This window comes from Cytophaga sp. (assembly GCF_051961495.1).
Classification (GTDB): domain Bacteria; phylum Bacteroidota; class Bacteroidia; order Cytophagales; family Cytophagaceae; genus Cytophaga.
Genome location: NZ_JBQCDF010000022.1, coordinates 1 through 17,918, shown reverse-complemented (window position 1 = coordinate 17,918; position 17,918 = coordinate 1). Strand labels below are relative to the sequence as shown.

The 17,918-nt window shown below is 39.0% G+C and carries 17 protein-coding genes; 7 read left to right on the top strand and 10 right to left on the bottom strand.

Translation table 11 applies throughout. From position 1 onward, the window contains the following. Positions 1-945 (top strand): sensor histidine kinase (locus tag ACTHJT_RS01265; protein WP_440235803.1); only part of this gene is annotated, 945 nt, incomplete at its 5' end. Positions 946-1,196: 251 nt separating this feature from the next. Further along, positions 1,197-1,922, top strand: a complete 726-nt coding sequence (locus ACTHJT_RS01260; RefSeq protein WP_440235801.1) for an IPT/TIG domain-containing protein — start codon at positions 1,197-1,199, stop codon at positions 1,920-1,922. Positions 1,923-2,049: 127 nt separating this feature from the next. Here ACTHJT_RS01260 and ACTHJT_RS01255 read toward each other — a convergent pair whose 3' ends face one another. The 6 genes from ACTHJT_RS01255 to ACTHJT_RS01230 all read right to left on the bottom strand — a co-directional run bounded on the left by ACTHJT_RS01255 (position 2,050) and on the right by ACTHJT_RS01230 (position 9,411). Further along, complete coding sequence (locus tag ACTHJT_RS01255; protein WP_440235799.1) at positions 2,050-4,176, bottom strand: sensor histidine kinase; 2,127 nt, start codon at positions 4,174-4,176, stop codon at positions 2,050-2,052. 165 nt (positions 4,177-4,341) lie between these two features. Next, positions 4,342-5,151: a hypothetical protein gene (locus ACTHJT_RS01250; RefSeq protein ID WP_440235797.1), complete on the bottom strand. Its 810-nt coding sequence runs from the start codon at positions 5,149-5,151 to the stop codon at positions 4,342-4,344. Positions 5,152-5,230: 79 nt separating this feature from the next. Continuing rightward, positions 5,231-5,809 (bottom strand): YdeI/OmpD-associated family protein, encoded by a 579-nt coding sequence (locus ACTHJT_RS01245; protein WP_440235795.1) that lies wholly within the window; start codon positions 5,807-5,809, stop codon positions 5,231-5,233. A 71-nt stretch (positions 5,810-5,880) separates the two neighbouring features. After that, a complete protein-coding gene (locus ACTHJT_RS01240) occupies positions 5,881-6,210 on the bottom strand; it encodes a hypothetical protein (RefSeq protein ID WP_440235793.1) in 330 nt (109 codons plus the stop codon). Positions 6,211-6,221: 11 nt separating this feature from the next. After that, the gene (locus ACTHJT_RS01235) at positions 6,222-6,755 is read right to left on the bottom strand and encodes a toxin-antitoxin system YwqK family antitoxin (protein ID WP_440235792.1); all 534 of its coding nucleotides are present in this window, start codon (positions 6,753-6,755) and stop codon (positions 6,222-6,224) included. A gap of 247 nt (positions 6,756-7,002) precedes the next feature. Continuing rightward, the gene (locus ACTHJT_RS01230; RefSeq protein WP_440235790.1) at positions 7,003-9,411 is read right to left on the bottom strand and encodes an alpha-ketoacid dehydrogenase subunit alpha/beta; all 2,409 of its coding nucleotides are present in this window, start codon (positions 9,409-9,411) and stop codon (positions 7,003-7,005) included. A gap of 165 nt (positions 9,412-9,576) precedes the next feature. Between ACTHJT_RS01230 and ACTHJT_RS01225 the strand changes: the two genes are divergently transcribed. From ACTHJT_RS01225 to ACTHJT_RS01215, 3 genes are all read left to right on the top strand, one after another. Then, positions 9,577-10,395 (top strand): DUF1573 domain-containing protein, encoded by an 819-nt coding sequence (locus ACTHJT_RS01225; RefSeq protein WP_440235788.1) that lies wholly within the window; start codon positions 9,577-9,579, stop codon positions 10,393-10,395. Positions 10,396-10,618: 223 nt separating this feature from the next. Next, on the top strand, positions 10,619-11,737 hold the full coding sequence (gene ald, locus ACTHJT_RS01220; RefSeq protein WP_440235787.1) for an alanine dehydrogenase: 1,119 nt from the start codon (positions 10,619-10,621) through the stop codon (positions 11,735-11,737). After that, positions 11,734-13,626 (top strand): LTA synthase family protein, encoded by a 1,893-nt coding sequence (locus ACTHJT_RS01215; protein WP_440235785.1) that lies wholly within the window; start codon positions 11,734-11,736, stop codon positions 13,624-13,626. Before ald ends, ACTHJT_RS01215 begins: the two co-directional genes overlap by 4 nt. On the opposite strand, the gene ACTHJT_RS01210 is transcribed toward ACTHJT_RS01215, so the two are convergent. Then, entirely contained in the window at positions 13,613-14,065 is a 453-nt protein-coding gene (locus ACTHJT_RS01210) for a type I restriction enzyme HsdR N-terminal domain-containing protein (protein WP_440235783.1), read from the bottom strand. The two genes, ACTHJT_RS01215 and ACTHJT_RS01210, sit on opposite strands and share 14 nt — an antisense overlap. A 71-nt stretch (positions 14,066-14,136) precedes the next feature. Between ACTHJT_RS01210 and ACTHJT_RS01205 the strand changes: the two genes are divergently transcribed. Continuing rightward, positions 14,137-14,907, top strand: a complete 771-nt coding sequence (locus tag ACTHJT_RS01205; RefSeq protein WP_440235781.1) for an AMP nucleosidase — start codon at positions 14,137-14,139, stop codon at positions 14,905-14,907. Between the two features lie 4 nt (positions 14,908-14,911). Here ACTHJT_RS01205 and ACTHJT_RS01200 read toward each other — a convergent pair whose 3' ends face one another. Further along, entirely contained in the window at positions 14,912-15,499 is a 588-nt protein-coding gene (locus tag ACTHJT_RS01200) for an HPP family protein (protein ID WP_440235779.1), read from the bottom strand. Between the two features lie 165 nt (positions 15,500-15,664). On the opposite strand from ACTHJT_RS01200, the gene ACTHJT_RS01195 reads away from it, so the two are divergent. After that, positions 15,665-16,942: a chloride channel protein gene (locus ACTHJT_RS01195; RefSeq protein ID WP_440235777.1), complete on the top strand. Its 1,278-nt coding sequence runs from the start codon at positions 15,665-15,667 to the stop codon at positions 16,940-16,942. A gap of 17 nt (positions 16,943-16,959) precedes the next feature. Here the strand turns inward: ACTHJT_RS01195 and ACTHJT_RS01190 are convergent, their stop codons facing one another. Next, the gene (locus ACTHJT_RS01190) at positions 16,960-17,529 is read right to left on the bottom strand and encodes a hypothetical protein (protein ID WP_440235776.1); all 570 of its coding nucleotides are present in this window, start codon (positions 17,527-17,529) and stop codon (positions 16,960-16,962) included. A 53-nt stretch (positions 17,530-17,582) separates the two neighbouring features. Further along, positions 17,583-17,918: hypothetical protein (locus ACTHJT_RS01185; protein WP_440235775.1), on the bottom strand; the 336-nt coding region annotated here is incomplete at its 5' end.

The window sequence follows — 17,918 nt, the reverse complement described above, 5'->3', positions numbered from 1 at the left end:
ATTTCGCAGGAAGAGCTCATCGGCAATTATACACAGGAATTGTCTATAAAAAACGACCTTGTACGAACACTTGTTCAAGATCTGATGGTAGCTGAACATACATCGTCTGGTAAAAGTAAACCAATTAAAATTTATTCGAATAACAAAGAAGGATATTTTGAAAAAGAGATCCTGCATATTTCCATCATTCCTACTGGCGAAGAATCCCAGCAAGTAATCGGACATGTTATTATACTCAGAAATATTACTGAATACAAAGAATTGGATTTTGCAAAAACAAACTTCATAGCAACTGTTTCACATGAATTCAAAACACCAATTTCTTCTATTAAAATGAGTTTACAATTGCTTGAAAATAAACAAATAGGTATACTCAATGAAGAACAGGAAAATTTATTGGAAAGTATTAAGGATGATGCCAATCGCTTACTTAAAATTACCGGAGAATTATTAAATATGACACAACTCGAAAGCGGAAATATTCAATTATCTATTTTACCTGTTGATCCGAAAGAAATCATATTATATGCAATCAATGCTACCAAAACCCAAGCAGAGCAAAAACAAATTAAAATTCTTACGAATTATTCAGATAATATACCTATGGTACTGGCAGATAATGAAAAAACTACCTGGGTGCTTATAAATCTATTATCCAATGCCATTCGTTATTCCTATGAACATTCTATAATTCAGCTATCCATAGCTTCCCTTAACAACAAAGTAAGTATTTCGGTGAAAGATACCGGCCAGGGCATCGCAACCCAATACAAGGAAAAAATATTCAATCGTTACTTCCGTATACCTGGAACAAAAAAAGAAGGTACCGGCCTTGGTTTAGCAATCAGTAAAGAATTTATAGAAGCACAAGGCGGAACTATTGGAGTAGAAAGTGAAATAGGCAGTGGAAGTACATTCACAATAACGTTAAATAATTTCACTTAAAACTCATCCAAAATTATCATATAAAGTTCAATCTATTTCAAAATCTACGTATTATAAGTCTCAATTTATATTTTTGATTTTTTGTCGCTTTTTAACTGTTTTACCCAATGTTATTCGTTACTTCCATGAAAGAATGACTTATGAAACCTTTATTACACCGTTTGCACCTTAATAAACTGTTTGTTTTACATAATATTTATTAGTTTCTTGATAATAAGATTCACTTTACAACTATATAACTAACCTTATTTATGATGGCTCTCTTACATAAAAAATCTGCATTGGTTATTTTTTTATTGACTGGTGTACTGGCATTACATTCCTGTAAAAAGAAAAAAGATTCCGATCCGGCACCCGGAAATACCGGCCCTACGCTTACCTTGTCCAAGGTATACGGCGTGGAAGGAATGTCTCTGGAAATTACCGGTGGCACATTCGGCACAACTGTCAGCGATATTAGTGTAACCTTTAATGGAGTTGCCGCAACAGTCATAAGTGTAACATCAACCGGTATTCAGGTTGAAGTACCGGCAAGTACCAGCGGCGCTGTAAAGGTTACTGTTAAAGGTTCAACATTTTCTTCCCAGCCTGTATTCAATTATGTAAATATGACCTGTGCGGATTTTGCTAAATTGCAATACAGTAATTTTACTATTACCAGCCAGAACAGCAGCACAATTAATTACGAAGTGGATCTTAAAAATACAGGAACAAATCCACTTGATTTAACACATGCTACCATCCAGAATTATATCTCTGCAGACAACACGTATGATAATACAGATAATGCTGCCGGAGGATTTGCCATGTATATTGTAAATGGCGCAGATTATGTCTTAGAACCAGGGGAAACCATTCATGTTACCCATCATGCTAATAATTTGTCCGGTTCGTATCTGATCGTAGAGCTTAAGGCATATGTAGGCAACTATGTGGATTGCAACGATGCAAAACAGTATATCGTTGCTGCTAAATAAAGCTTGACATCAATGATTGTAAAACAGAAATCCTGTTCTGATCCCGTAGCTATCGGATCGAAACAGGATTTCTGTTTTATTGATTAGAACCTTCTTATTCTTTTATAAAACTCTTTCCGGATCGTTATTATTTGGTGTAATTCACTGGCAGACTAACCACAAACTCACTGCCTATGCCATATTCCGTATGCAATTGAATATCTCCATTATGTTCACGGATAATTTCAAACGCAATGGACATTCCTAATCCGGCACCTTTGCCAGCCTCTTTGGTAGAAAAAAAGGGCTCAAAAACTTTTGCTTTCACATCGTCCGCGATACCGGTTCCATTATCTTTAAAGCTAATATGTACTTTATGGTTATTAACGTATGTCGTAATAATAAGCTGGCCCTTTTCTTTACGTTGCTTATTTTCTTTAATAGAAAAAATAGCATTGTTCAGAATATTCATGAATACCTGGTTTAATTTACCCGGATAACATTCTATCGAAGGAAGATCTGAGAAATTTTTAACTACATCGATCGAAGCTCCTGACAATTCAGTATTCAGGAGAGTTAAACTGGAATGAATACCATCAAGGATGTTTGAGCGTTTAAAAACATTTTCGTCTGTTCTGGAGAATGCCCTCAACCCCTGTACAATATCCGCTGTTTTGCCAGCGCCGTCTTCAATACCCTGTAATAAGCTTCCGATCTCCTTTTTCAAATAGGCATAATCTATTTCATTTTTAAAAGAATTGATCTCTGAAATTTCATTTTGAAAACCAGAGAGTGAATCAATGTTTTCATATTTCTTTATCAGTTCATAAATATCTTCAATGTCTTTCTTCAACGGTTTTACATTGGACACAACAAAATTAATGGGATTGTTTATTTCATGGGCAATTCCGGCAGTTAAATGCCCCAAGGAGGCCATCTTTTCGGAGCTCACCAATTGCTGCTGTGTTTGCTTTAAATCCGCAATCGTATCAGACAATTCTTTTGTTCGTTCTTCAACTTTTTTCTCTAACAGAATATTCTGGTTTTTAATAATCAGTTCATTCTGGAGTAAAGCTTCCAAAGTCTGTGCCTGTGATTCTTCTTTTTCTCTTTTTAAAATATTTATTCTGTCAGCCAGGGCAAAAGATAACAATATTACTTCAAGTGCTGTGCCTGTGACCATCGTATAATTCGTAAAATTATTGGCAGGCAGAATATCAAAGTCTTTCAATACACTGATGATTATTCCAAGCAGTAAAGGCGACCATGCAATTAAAAAGAACAGTGCACGTTTAAAGCCTCTTTTAAATATAATGATAGCCACAATGAGTATGTAGACGCAGATCAAACCTGCATTTGTTAACACCAGGAAATAGCTGATATTGAAATATCCTGCCAAGGATAAAATTTCAGTTATGATGTAGGCGAGTGTAAAAACAAAAGATCCCTTATATAACAGGGGAGCGTTTGTTTTCATTTGTAAAAATGTCTTTACAAATTCTAAAGCACTGATACTGGCCATGCATGAGAACAGATATACGCTTTGATTTGCCATCCATGGAGAATCCGGCCATAGGTATTGAAATGAATATCCGAACAACGATGCCTGGGCCATACCAATGGAGAATACATATATGACGTATTTCAGATAAATAGAGTCTTTAAGCGTGAAGTATATAAACAGATTAAAAAAGAACATCACAAAGATGATTCCGCTATACATACCAAAAATAAATCCTTTATCATGATTGGCGTCTAATATAGTTGTTGTAGAACCAAGTGTTACCGGAATAACTATTTCTTCTCCGCTTTTAAGATGCAGGTAAACATCTTTTGTTTCTCCTTTGGAAATCGGAATCGAAAAGATATAAGTCGGATAATCGTACGCACGTTTACTGAATTTATATTTTTCACCCGTGTGATACGTATAGACGATCTTATTATTTTTTGGGGTGACAACATAAATACTTATTTCATCTATGATTACCTGTCCATATTCCAAAAGTAATTCTTCCAGTTCAGATTCATTTTGAATCGTAAACTTCACCCAAAAAGCTTTTGAAGAAATTCCCAGATTGGGAATCGTATTGCCGGCTGCAACGAATTTATCCGTTTGAACCAGATCCTGTATGGTACATGTATCAGCAGGGTCTGTAAAAATTTCTGAATATCCACCTATGGGAATATTACCCGAGTCCTGATAATATGTAACGGTTTTTGAATAGGAACAAAATGGCAAAAACAAAGCCAACACCCACAAAATAATCCTCTTCATGTCTTCTTAATTTAATAAGCTATTCGCATATGAAAATAACTATTTAATCAGCTTCAACAAACAACCGTTAAAAAATTATACGATGATTTATTTAAAAAGTTGAAAGGTTTTATTTTTCTGGAATAATTATAAATAGTCGACGTTTACGCTATACAATTAAATTTATTATTGCTGCCTTTTTGATTTTTTGTATTCAATTCTACTTATATGTTGTGATGGGGTAATTTCAAATATTGTTCTGACATCTGTAATCAAATAAGTATCTCCATCCGTATCCGAATAGGTAATGCTGATCTTTCCATCCTTTGTTATTGCCGCTTCAGATTCATAGCCTGCTCCATGGTTTCCATAAGAGGAATAATTCGTTTCCCAACCGCCAATGTATTGACCTGATTGATTGAAGACACATATATAAGTAGCATACGAAAATTGCTTAACACCAGGAGCCGGATCATTTAGTTCCGAAAAAGTAAATGCAAATATGGAATCATTCAGTTGATATTGATGAATCGGTCCCATTTCTACCACTTCTCCTAAACCAGTGGGGTTTAAAAATGTTTGTTTCTCCGGGATTTCTATTTTAACACCATCGCCCATAAATTTTACTTCATCATTTTCCTGAAGAATAGACTGCAATGGTTTGGCTGCCAGAAAATCTTTATAGAATTGTTTTGTTACAAAGAATTCGAATATAGAATCTTTAGCATCAGGATATGTACGCGCAGGTAGCGTTGAAAGCAATGATTTTTCAATCAGTTCCGCATAGGTATTGATCACTCGATTCGGCTTACGTGGATCATCCAGGTGTGCAAGTATGTAATCAGCTTCTGCCTGAGGGTTTGAAACTGAATCGATGGTTGAATGAGCAACGTTGGCTACAACAGAATCTTGATGTACTGCTTCTTTTGTAGCGTCATTGCTACAGCTGTTTACAAGAAATATGGCTAAACAAAACAGGAACAAATTATTTTTCATAGGATGAATCATGTATATGATTTTTATTAACGAAAAAATACAATTTAACGAACCAATAAATTGATTACTGACAACTAATTCAAATGTGCTTCGGCTTCAATCCCTGTGCGGCCCGCTCTGCAACTTCAAGGATGCGCTTTTCCCTTGTCTCTGTACGCTTGGCAGATACCAGCCAGTACAGGATCATTTTGCGCACCGACTTGCTCAGGCTTAAAAAGAAATCTTTTGAACCGGGATTGGCTTTAAATGCTTTTGCCAGATCTTTGGGTATTTCCAGCGCGTCAACTACATCAAGAATTTCCCACGAGCCGTTTTGCTTCGCGGTCTCAATACTGGCAAGTCCCATTTCTGTCATCAGTCCGGCAGCCATCAGCTCCACAACTTTTTCTTTATTTATCTTCGACCAGGTTCCTTTGGGTTTGCGCTGACAGAAGAATTGTATGAAGCTTTCCGGATCTAAAGACTTACGCTTGCTGTCAATCCAGCCAAAGCACAGGGCTTCCTCAACGGCATCGCTCCAGCTGATGGTTGGTTTCCCCGATTCCTTTTTATAGAACAACAGCCACACCGATTGTTCCGAGCGGTGATGTTTGGTTAGCCACTGCCGCCAGGCTTTGCGGCTCTTCGGATAAAATGTTGCTATTTGTTCTGATTTCATTTTTGTATTGTTTGAACAAAAATAATTAGCGGGTGTGACAACAGCATGTCAGTGGTAGAAAAAAATACAATCTATGACTCCTCCTTCTGAAAAAGAAAAATGACCTTATTCCTTTCCTTTCTACCCTTCCGTTTCAGTTTTGTACATGCTGAACAAGTCCATACAACAGCATACTTATACTTGCGATCATAAATAACACAACCCTGGTTCAGTTTCTTTCTTGCATTCGGATAGGCCGCCGTATTTGGAGCTACATAGGTTTTCCCATACACAGCCTTCACAAACGACTTATGCATCTTTTTACCATGCAACTCACACATGTTTGGTTCACCGTTCGTTGCATTGAATACACAGGCATTGAAGAAAAAACAGAAAATGATAAATACAAAAATTGATTTCATACTGTCATGATTTATTCAACGAATTTAATCTGCCGGATAGCATCTTCTTTATTGGCATTTTTATAATCTGTATTTCCAACAAATGTTCCATCATCATTCCATTTTTCCCATATTCCAATATCCTCATCTTTGTATCGTGTCCCACGACTATTTACTTTACCGTTTGGATAATACAATGTAAAAGGACCATAATAAAGACCTTGATATAGCACACCTTCAAATTGTAAGGTATGATCGCTAAACCAGCCTTTCCTCAATTCAAATGTTTTATCAGAATTATATAATGATTCCATAACCAGATAAAAAGTATCAGACTCTATAAATAAATCCTGAGAAAACGTATTCACCTTGTATTCACTCCCACCGGAAAAATAATGTTCAAACCTGGCTGTACTGTCTTCGTTATAAGTAACAACAATACTATCAGGTTTCGTAGCGGCACGTTTCTCTATCGATGTTTTAATATCGTTAAACCACACATTGGTTTTCGGATTACAGGCAGATATAAAAAGAGAAATAGTGGCAATAAAAAATATGTTTTTCAAAAGCATTTTACTTTTCATAGAAGCATCATATTACTTTCTAAATATAAAAAATATTCTAATAGTAAGTAAGAATTGCCTTGAACATTCAAATGAAGTTATTGGTACTCTGCATCGGGTGAAGTATATAAACAAAGATTTGTTCAGGCAGAAACACCAAACCAATAACTGCTATCCAATAAAAAAGCCTGCCGAATCACTTTCGGCAGGCTTTACTAAAATTATTTTACTGACCACTGTTTACTGACCACTACTTATACCATCTCGGGAATTTCGCCGGATTTACTTCGTGCATCATTTCATATACGATATCGATCACATCATCCGCACTTGGTTTGGAGTAGTAATCACCATCCGTTGAATATGCAGGTCTGTTATCCTGTGCTGATAATGTTCTTGGTTCTGAATCCAGGTATTGCCATGCCTTCTGCCCTTCCAGCACTTGCTGCATCATATAAGATGTTGCTCCTGCTGAATAATCTTCATCGGCAAACAACACACGGTTTGTTTTCTTGATCGATTCAACAATCTGGTGTGTACGGTCAAACGGAATCAGCGTTTGTATATCAATGATCTCGCAGGAAATACCCAACTGCTGCAGTTCGTTTGCGCCTTCCTGTACAATGCGGCACATAGAACCATAGGTGACAATCGTAATATCCGCTCCTGGTCTTAATACATCTACAATACCAAGCTGTACGGTAAACTCACCTAAATTCTGCGGCAGTTTTTCTTTTAAGCGATATGCATTCAATGATTCGATCATGATCGCCGGCTCATCACCTTTAAGCAGCGTATTGTACATACCTGCCGCTTGTGTCATGTTGCGCGGTACGCATAAAAACATACCACGTACAGAACCTAAGATCATCTGCATCGGAGAACCGGAGTGGAACATTCCTTCCAGGCGGTGCCCGCGTGTACGGATGATCAATGGAGCTTTCTGTCCGCCGGCAGAACGATAATGCAGCGAAGCTACATCATCCGATAATATTTCAATCGCGAATAATAAATAGTCCAGATACTGAATCTCTGCAATCGGACGGAGACCGCGCATGGCAGTACCAATTGCCTGTCCTACAATCGTTGCCTCACGGATACCAGTATCGGTAATACGGATCTCGCCGAACTTATCCTGCAAGCCTGAAAAGCCTTGGTTCACATCACCGATCTGACCAACGTCTTCACCAAAGGCCAATAAGCGCGGATCACGTCTGAACAAGGCTTCAAAGTTATGCTGCAACAATTCACGTCCGTCTAGTAGTAGAGAATCTTCTGTAATAACCGGAGCAACTTCAGGCACCAGCAAAGCAGATTCAGCAGAATGACTGTACAGGTGACTGTTGAAACGCTGTCTGTTTTCAGTTTCTGTGCGTGCAGCCCAATCCTGCAGCTGTACCTTGGCAGCATTGGTTTCGTTACGCAACAGACGTAATGCTTTTTTAACGGCCTTTACTGCATCAGAACGATATGGATTTACTGTTTTCTGTAACTGTGTAGCAATCTGTTCCAGCTCTTCTTTAACAGAGCTTGAAGCAGCAGCCTCTTTAATATAATTCACTGCCTGCTCCTGATCTGCGTGCAGGTATTTCAGATAATTTTCCCAGGCACGCTGACGGGCAAGCTTTACTTTTTCAACCGATTCGGCTTCGATCTTCAGCAGATCATCTTCGGAGCAGATCCCGTTTTCCAGAATCCACTCACGGAATTTCTTATTGCAATCATAATCTTCTTCCCATTGCAAACGCTCCTTGGTTTTATAACGTTCGTGCGAACCGGAAGTAGAATGCCCCATGGGCTGAGTCATTTCATATACGTGCATCAATACAGGTACATGTTCTTCTCTGCATAAACGGGTTGCTTCTTTATATGCATAGCAAAGAGCTTCATAATCCCAGCCCTTTACTTTCATCAGCTCAATGCCACGTTCATTATGATCTCTCCTGAAACCTTCGAACATAGAAGAAATATCATCTTTGGTTGTCTGGTAACTCTGCGGTACAGAAATCGCATAGGCGTCATCCCAGATCGAAGTAAGCATAGGAATCTGTAAAACTCCGGCTGCATTTATAGCTTCAAAAAATACACCTTCAGCCATGGCTCCGTTACCGATTGTTCCGAAAGCTACTTCATTGCCATTACGACTGAAATTAGTCATCTGCTGAAGTTCCGGATTATTACGGAATAATTTTGAAGCCCAGGCCAAACCTACCAAACGTGGCATCTGAGCGCCGGTCGGAGAAATGTCGGGTGTAGATATTTTTATTTTTGTAAGGTCTTTAAAACGCCCCTGCTCATCCAGATTTCGGGTAGAATAGTGTCCGATCATCATCCGTCCACCGGAATGCGGATCATGGTTGACATCGGCATGACCATAAAGCTGAGCAAAATACTGTTCGATGCTCAATTCGCCGGTAGCCATTACAAAGGTCTGATCACGGTAGTATCCTGAACGAAAATCTCCTTCTTTGAAGAATTTAGCCATGCAGATCTGGGCAACTTCCTTTCCGGTGCCAAAGATTCCAAACTTCGCCTTACCCATAAAAACTTCTTTACGGGCAAGTATACTTGTTTGTCTGCTTTCGCATGCCAATCTGTAATCATTCAGAATTTCCTCCTTGGTCAAAGAAAATTCCCCTGTTATTTCACTTGTATTCAAAATAGTCTTGTTAGGATTAGCCAAACTTTACAAAATTATGGAATTTAAAGCGCTATTCAAATGTTTTACTCTTATGGTACGTAAACTATCTATTTTTGGTATAATTTATGTAACTTTGAATACCGTAGGTCATTTTAGCATTATTCCAAGTAAATATTTAAAGCTATGTTCAACAAAATCTGGGTTTTAATTGCCTTAACAGCAAGCACATTGAGTTTTTCAAATGCTCAAGTATCAAATGATTTCAATTTCCCGCTGGATAAATTTGATTTCGGGATTGTTACTGAAGGCGATGTTGCTACTCATACATTTGAATTCTTCAATGCAGGGAAAGACACCATCTTATTAAAAGCTGAAAATGTACGTGCATCTTGCGGATGTACAACCCCTTCATTTTCAACAGAACCAATTTTACCGGGCCAGAAAGGCTCAATTACTGCAGCATTTAATTCTCAAGGCAGACCAGGTGTTTTCCAAAAGACGATTACGGTTTATTACAAAGACCAGGTAGCTAAAATGCTGAACATTAAAGGTATTGTAGAACCTAAAGGACCAGAAGCAGCAACGCCGACAGAAGCAGAGCTTAAAAAAGCGCCTAAACTTGTTCTTGAAAAAACGACAGTAAACTTTGGCAAAGTTGAAAGAGGCCACAACAGCCTTTATTCTGTAAAACTTTCAAACCCTGGTAAAGATACTTTATTTATACAAAAAGCTCAGGCAGCATGCAGCTGTGCAAACTACAAGCTGGTAAAAGAAAAGTCTGCTGAAGAAGTAAAATTCGTTCTTCCGGGCAAATCAGTTACACTGCAGATTACTTATACGCCTGGCACTGACGGCTACAACAGAGATATCCTGACATTCTACAGCAATGATATTGCACATCCACGTACGTCTGTTGTGCTCGAATCTGAAGTTGTTGAATCTTTACAACAAAAAAGTATTATTCAGGAAGGCAGCAATAATGCACCATTCTCGAACAAATAATTTTATCATCCCCCATCAATAAAAAGCCAACGTGTAAACGTTGGCTTTTTTTATGCGTATAAAATTCTGTATACATTAAAGAAAAATGACGTTCAGGATTCTGTCATATATTCTGCTTTGAGTGGTACGATAAATAAAAATCCATTTTACAACAAGAAAGCTACAGCTTATTCAGTTTCTTTAACTGAGAAAACTGTTTCAAATAGAATAAAAAAGTAAAGTTATGATCATTGGTGTTCCTAAAGAAATAAAAAACAGAGAGTTCCGGGTATCCATGACTCCTTCAGGTGTTGCAGAATTAATTTCCAGAAAACACCAGGTATTGGTTCAACGCGATGCCGGCCTGGGTTCAGGCTTTTCCAATGAAGCATATACAGCTGCCGGTGCATCTGTTATCGATCATGCAGAAGCAATTTATGCGCAGGCGGATCTGATTATCAAAGTAAAGGAACCGCTCCCATCAGAATACAGTCTGATCAAAGAAGGACAGATTGTTTTCACATACTTTCATTTTGCTTCTTCGGAAGAACTAACCAAAGCCATGATCGAACGCAAGGCTATTTGCATTGCATACGAAACAATACAAAAAGCAGATCATTCCTTACCAATCTTAACACCTATGTCTGAAGTAGCCGGCCGTATGTCGATACAGATTGCCGCGCATTATCTGGAGAAAGGCAACGGCGGCAGCGGCAAACTGATGGGCGGTGTACCAGGTGTAAAACCTGCACGTGTGCTTATTCTTGGCGGCGGTGTAGTTGGTACACAAGCAGCGAAGATGGCCGCAGGTTTAGGTGCGGAAGTAGTGCTGATGGATATCAACCTTTCGCGTCTGCGCTATCTGGCAGATGTTTTACCGGCAAATGTTACATGTCTCTATCCTACTAAATCACTTATCGGGGAATATTTGCTGCAAACGGACGTATTGGTTGGTGCTGTTTTGATCCCGGGTGGAAAAGCCCCTGTACTGGCTTCCAGGTCCATGATCGAAAGTATGCCTAAAGGCTCTGTAGTTATTGATGTCGCTGTAGACCAGGGCGGCTGCATAGAAACATGCAAACCTACTTCGCATGAACATCCGATCTTCCTGGTAAAAGATGTGATTCACTATTGTGTACCGAATATTCCCGGAGCTGTACCCGCAACTTCCACCAATGCACTTACCAATGCCAGTCTGCCCTATCTGCTGCAACTGGCAGACAAAGGCTGGAAAGATGCGTGCAAACAATCCGGCGAAATTCAAAAAGGGCTTTCCATTGTGAAAGGGAAAGTGGTTGATGCTATGTTGGCTAAAACATTTCAATTATCTTTACAGGATATTACTGAATCACTGGATGAATGATCGTTGCATTATATAGATTTCTATTTACACGCTTCCTTTTCTTATTAATTCTGTTCAGCCTTTGCCGGTTGTTGTTTTATCTGTTTTATTCAAACCAGTTCGACAACTGTACGAATGAACAGATTATCCATGCTTTTCTGCTTGGTCTGCGGTTTGATATTTCCATCCTGTTAGCCTTCAATGTTGTCTTTATACTGCTGCTGGCAATAGGTCGCTTCTTTGAGATTCCCAAACTTCTTTTCTTCACCGGAAAAATACTTTTTGTACTAGTCAATACCATGCTGATCTGTTTAAACCTGATCGACCTGGAATATTTCGCATTCACAGGTAAGCGTACAGGTATTGAAATTCTTGGCATTAAAGATGATATCGGCAATCAATTCAGCCAGCTGGTGCTTAACTACTGGCACATCGCTTTACTTGCCTTTGTTTTATTCTTATGGATTCTGTTGCGTACCCTGCGTATCAAATACAAACCTGTTAAATCACAAAGACCTGTACTGTACTTCGCAATTGGATATGCAGTGTTTATTGGCATTGCGGTTATCGGTATCCGCGGCGGATTTCAGTTGAAACCGCTGCGGCCTAATCTGGCGTTCTCTGTAGAACCGGGCAAACTAGGTAATGTGGTATTGAATACACCGTTCAATATTTTTATGACTGTAGGTCTTGAAACTATTGAACCGGTCTACTACTACAATGATCCAAAAGAAGTTTCTGCTGTTTTAGCAGCATGGAACTCACAAAAAAATACCCTGCTTCCACAACATAAAACGCCACAGAATGTTGTCATCATCATTTTAGAAAGTTTTTCGTCTGAATACATGGGCATTAATAATCCATACGAAGGCTATACACCATTCCTGGATTCGCTTGCCAAAACAAATCTATTTTTCCCGAATCATTTTGCTAACGGGAAAATCAGTATGGAAGCTGTACCTTCCATACTAGCCTCTATCCCTGGCCTGATGCAGGAACCGTATATTACTTCCCTGTATCAAACCAATACCTTAAATGGCCTGGGTACTGAGCTTCGCAAAAAGGGATATCATACTTCTTTTTTCCATGCTGCAAAAAATGGTTCCATGGGGTTTGATGCATTCACTCAAAATGCAGATTTTGCCCATTACTACGGACTCAATGAATACACCGGTAGCGAAGAAGATTACGATGGCAACTGGGGCATTTATGATGAACCCTATTTACAATACTTCAATAAAAACCTGAACAGCTTTCCGCAACCCTTTGTTTCTGCGGTTTTCACAATCAGTTCGCATCAGCCATATTCGTTACCCGACAAATATAAAACACGTTTTCCCAAAGGCAGTTTGGATATTTACCAGTCGATCGGTTATACAGATTACTCGCTGCGCAAGTTCTTCGAAACCGCAAAAAAAGAGATGTGGTACAACAACACACTGTTTGTAATCACGGCCGATCACACTCAGATGCACGATAAGAAAAAATATACCAACACCCGTGGTGATTATAATGTACCATTAATATTCTTTCACCCTGCAGAAAAGCTAAAAGCAGATACTTCTCTGGTTGCTGATCACATCGATATCCTTCCAAGCGTACTGGACTATTTACAGATCACAAACAGCGCTCCTGCTTTACTTGGCCAGTCGGTGTTTGGTAAAAAACCGGAGCATGCTTATGCTGTTAATTTTTCAAACAATACGTATCGTATATTTCTGCAGGAGCATTATATAGAAGGAAATGCAGGAAAAGGTTTTGTCGTGAAAGACTATAACGACCAACAACTGCGGCCTGCCAACACTGAAGAGGTAAAATTTATCCAGGCCGTGATTCAGTATTATACAAACGGTATGATTCACAATACCTATTATCACTGGGAGAACGAACTGCCTGTTACTCAAAAATAGGCAGCTGATTTCTCTTTACAAATTGCACTGTATCTCCTTCGCCTTCACGCTGAAAAGCATAATGATCAAACCCATTGGTTACGATGATCCATTCAGCTTCTATGGTCTTATTATAAGCAGAAACCTGCGCTACTGTCTGTGAAGAAACCGGTATTGAAAAAGCTTTGCATTCAACCAGCATAAAAACGTTTCCCTTCCGGTTAAAAATTTTTATATCACTTCTTTTATTGAGCGAATTGTATGAAAGTCCGCTCTCTACCTTAAAAAGTGCCTTAGGGAATTTGCATGTATGGATCAGGTAATGAATAAAATGTTGACGCACCCATTCCTCCGGGGTCAACAAAATATTTTTTTTACGTATAATATCAAATACATAGATCTCACCTTGCTCTCGGGCAAGTTTTAAATCGGCCGCAGGTAAATTTAAATCGGGATACATGTTACTACTATCGGTATGTAATTTACGTACTTAATTATAGAAATTTCAGTTATTACATTTAATATTGCTGTATGAAAACGAAAGAGGAAATTGTAAAAAACTGGTTACCAAGATATACGGGAACAGAAATAAAAGAATTCGGGGAATATATCTTAATTGTGAATTTTCATAACTATTTAGAAATGTTCGCCAGGCAATTTGGCGCTGAAATAAAGGGTGTCGGCAAGCCCATGCAGACAGCGACAGCCAATAACATTACAATCATTAATTTTGGTATGGGAAGCGCCATGGCGGCAACATGCATGGACATTCTTTCAGCCATACAACCTAAAGCCGTACTGTTTTTAGGTAAATGCGGCGGTCTGAAAAAAACAAAAGTCGGTGACCTGATCTTACCGATTGCTGCGATCCGTGGTGAAGGTACAAGCGATGATTATTTACCGAAAGAAATTCCTGCATTACCATCTTTCAGATTACAGCAGGCAGTATCCTCTATCATCCGCAAACACGAACGCGACTACTGGACCGGAACAGTCTATACAACCAATCGCAGGGTGTGGGAACATGACGAAGAGTTCAAAGCGTATTTGAGAAAAATCCGTACAATGGCTATTGATATGGAAACAGCTACAATATTTGTTGTCGGCTTCGCAAACAGTATTCCGCACGGAGCATTACTGCTGGTATCAGATAATCCAATGGTACCGGATGGTGTAAAGACTGCAGACAGTGATACGTCGGTAACTAAATTGTATGTGGAAGAACATTTAAAGATCGGTATAGAATCTCTGCAAGAGCTGGCATCCAGCGGAGACTCCGTGAAACATTTAATCTTCGAGTAGCCATTCACCCCCTTCTTAAAAACGTACGAACAATGCGTGTAAAGCGCTTATCGGTAGGATAACTGCGGTGTGAGGTTATGTTATTAAAAACCAATGCAACGGCAAGCATGATCAAACAGCCCGTCAAAACAGGACTTATAACATACCAATAACCAAGATGTTTAATCTTTTCAGAACCGATCACAGCAATCAGTGCCGTAGCACCACCTGGCGGATGCAGAGTTTTAGTGATTTGCATCAATACAATTGACATAGCGACAGCAAAGGGTGCTGAGAGCCACAACATATCAGGAAATAATTTATACGCAGTAACACCAATCAAGGCTGAAAGTACATGTCCGCCAATCAGATTTCGTGGTTGAGCCAATGGACTCTGAATGGAACCATATACCAATACACTGGAAGCTCCGAATGAACCAATCAAAAAAATATTTTCCTGATGTGTAACAACTTTACTTTGAAAAAAAGTAATCAGACCAATACCAATAAATGCTCCTAAAAAGGACCAGAAATGTTCTTTGTAATCCACAAGTGTTTCTTTGTAGATGATATACTTTGATACACGCAGGCTTCTGGTTATTCTTTTCTTCATATTAAACTAATGATCTAAACAGATATGTATACAAACATTTCTAGTTAGCCAAAAGTCCTGTAAGAAAACTACGTAGAAACCCGTATTTACTAAGGCTCATTATAAAGCTGTTTATGTTTTTTCTCACGTTTGACTTATATTGCTTATTCATGAATCTTCTTAAACATGAAAATAGAAATCAGACGCAAGCTCATTAATCATACCACTACATTAAACAAGCCCATTCATTTTAACAGTTTTGTATTTAACAGAATGTTTTTGTTGTGGGCCGGACTGGGCATTATCGGCGGCATTACAGCTGGCTTATACTGGATCACGCTTGAGTTTTTAACACATACGCTTTCTCATTTTGAGGGCTGGCTGGTTATACCGGTCATGGCTATCTGTGGACTTCTTGCAGGTCTTGTTATTCATTTCATTGGTGATCCCGGAGAAATGCACCTGATGGTAAATAATATCCGCTTCAAAAAAGGTAAGTTAGATCCAAAGAATAATCCATCTATGATCCTCTCTTCCCTTCTATGTGTATCTTCCGGCGGAAGCCTTGGACCCGAAGCCCCATTGGTACAGGTAACCGGCTCTACAGGTTCCTGGCTTGGAAAAGTATTGAGATTAAAAGGCGAAGAATTACGTTCATTAAGTATTGCCGGCATGGCCTCAGGCTTTACAGCATTGTTCGGTGCTCCATTGGGTGGTAGTTTATTTGCACTGGAAATTTTACACCATAAACATGCTGTTGAATATTACCAGGCAATCATACCTGCATTGGTAGCAAGCTCTTTCAGTTACATCATTTTTGCTATAATCATAAACATGGGTATCGGACCAACGTGGGAACTGCCGGCTTATGAAATGACCGACAGGTTTGATTTTGCTTACGCTGTACTCTTTGGTTTATGTGCAACTGCTGTCGGCTGGCTGTTCATTTATTATACCAAACTACTGCAATCCCTCCTCAAAAAAATAACGCTGCCGATTTATGTTAAAACGTTTGCAGGTGGTATTATACTTGGTTTCATTGCCTGGTTTATTCCTATCACACGATACTTCGGACATGATCAGATCGATACACTGCTAACAGGATCATTTACGCTGGATATGCTTCTGGCTGTCATTACCTTTAAAATAATAGCCATTGGCATAACGGTAACTTCCGGCTGGCGTGGCGGTTTTATTATACCACTGTTTTTTGTCGGCGCCAGTCTGAGCCTGATTATTCACCATTACTTTCCTGCAGTCAACCTTTCCTTAACAACTGTAAGCTGCATGGCTGCAATCAATGCCTGTGTTACACGTACTCCTATGAGTACAACCATACTGTTGTCATCACTTACAGGATTCACGTATTTCATCCCGATTCTGTTTGCAAGCCTTACGGGATATTTTCTGGCGCCAAGAACACCATTCATTAAGTCTCAGTTAAAAGAGATCGAAGAAGAATGAAAATCAACACAGTTGAATTATTGAAGATAATACAGTAATTCAGCTGAGCTTGCTGATTGCTCAATGAGCGATCGTAATTGTTTGATTTTTTCTTTATATGTTTTCTTGTCCGGTTTAGGAAACATATAAACTCTCCTGTCGCCTCCCAATACCGTTGGATTCCCATCCTTATATTTTGCCTGCATGAAATGCGCATACTTTTCTACCAGCAAGCCGTTGAAGCTACGGGTACGCAGAAAGCAACTGCACAAATATTCCACTTCTGTGGTATCGTTGATCACTTGCTTCAACAGATTAAAAGCTATTGAATCATTGTCTTTGTCAGATAGCAAATGATGATAACAATAATACTTCAGGGTACGGCTGGTGTCAGCAAACAGCTGTACCTGCTCCTCTATAGTAAGCAACGAACTTAACGTGTCTGCTTTCATGAATAATGCTGACGGGCTGCCATGCGAACCCAGATAATAGCATTGAATGTTCTTAGCAGCTTTGATCTCTGTAATTAATTGCTGCACATGATCCTGCGCATAACTGAATGATAAGGCATACCGGCTTATCAATAAAAATAACATCAGCTTTTTCATAAAGTATATAAAAGAAAAAGCCACGTTATGAGCGTGACTTTTATAAACTTTTTTTATTTCTCTACAATTGACTTCAGGTCGGCTGCTGAATAGTTAATAGACTTCAGCGTCTTATTGTCTTCTGTTCTGTATACTAAATAATGATTACCACTTTTCACATGATAGCATGGCTGCCCTTTCGCTTCATAATGAGCAATGGTTGCGTTAGCCTCCGCTTCCGTAGCACAGGTCTTACTCATGTTGGAACGCTGCACTTCATCAAACAGTTCCTTGAATTTTTCACCCAGGCCAAATTCAAGCACGGCACCAGCTAATACATATTGTAAATCACACAATGCGTCTGCTACTTCTACAATATTATTCTGCGCAATGGCTTCTTCCAATTCTTT

Excerpts from the sequence above, each read along its gene's own strand:
- ACTHJT_RS01250 (WP_440235797.1), bottom strand. The coding sequence starts at position 5,151 with ATGAAAAATAATTTGTTCCTGTTTTGTTTAGCCATATTTCTTGTAAAC.
- ald (WP_440235787.1), top strand. The coding sequence starts at position 10,619 with ATGATCATTGGTGTTCCTAAAGAAATAAAAAACAGAGAGTTCCGGGTA.
- ACTHJT_RS01190 (WP_440235776.1), bottom strand. The coding sequence starts at position 17,529 with ATGAAAAAGCTGATGTTATTTTTATTGATAAGCCGGTATGCCTTATCA.
- ACTHJT_RS01260 (WP_440235801.1), top strand. The coding sequence starts at position 1,197 with ATGATGGCTCTCTTACATAAAAAATCTGCATTGGTTATTTTTTTATTG.
- ACTHJT_RS01255 (WP_440235799.1), bottom strand. The coding sequence starts at position 4,176 with ATGAAGAGGATTATTTTGTGGGTGTTGGCTTTGTTTTTGCCATTTTGT.
- ACTHJT_RS01245 (WP_440235795.1), bottom strand. The coding sequence starts at position 5,809 with ATGAAATCAGAACAAATAGCAACATTTTATCCGAAGAGCCGCAAAGCC.
- ACTHJT_RS01195 (WP_440235777.1), top strand. The coding sequence starts at position 15,665 with ATGAAAATAGAAATCAGACGCAAGCTCATTAATCATACCACTACATTA.
- ACTHJT_RS01225 (WP_440235788.1), top strand. The coding sequence starts at position 9,577 with ATGTTCAACAAAATCTGGGTTTTAATTGCCTTAACAGCAAGCACATTG.
- ACTHJT_RS01200 (WP_440235779.1), bottom strand. The coding sequence starts at position 15,499 with ATGAAGAAAAGAATAACCAGAAGCCTGCGTGTATCAAAGTATATCATC.
- ACTHJT_RS01215 (WP_440235785.1), top strand. The coding sequence starts at position 11,734 with ATGATCGTTGCATTATATAGATTTCTATTTACACGCTTCCTTTTCTTA.
- ACTHJT_RS01240 (WP_440235793.1), bottom strand. The coding sequence starts at position 6,210 with ATGAAATCAATTTTTGTATTTATCATTTTCTGTTTTTTCTTCAATGCC.
- ACTHJT_RS01205 (WP_440235781.1), top strand. The coding sequence starts at position 14,137 with ATGAAAACGAAAGAGGAAATTGTAAAAAACTGGTTACCAAGATATACG.
- ACTHJT_RS01210 (WP_440235783.1), bottom strand. The coding sequence starts at position 14,065 with ATGTATCCCGATTTAAATTTACCTGCGGCCGATTTAAAACTTGCCCGA.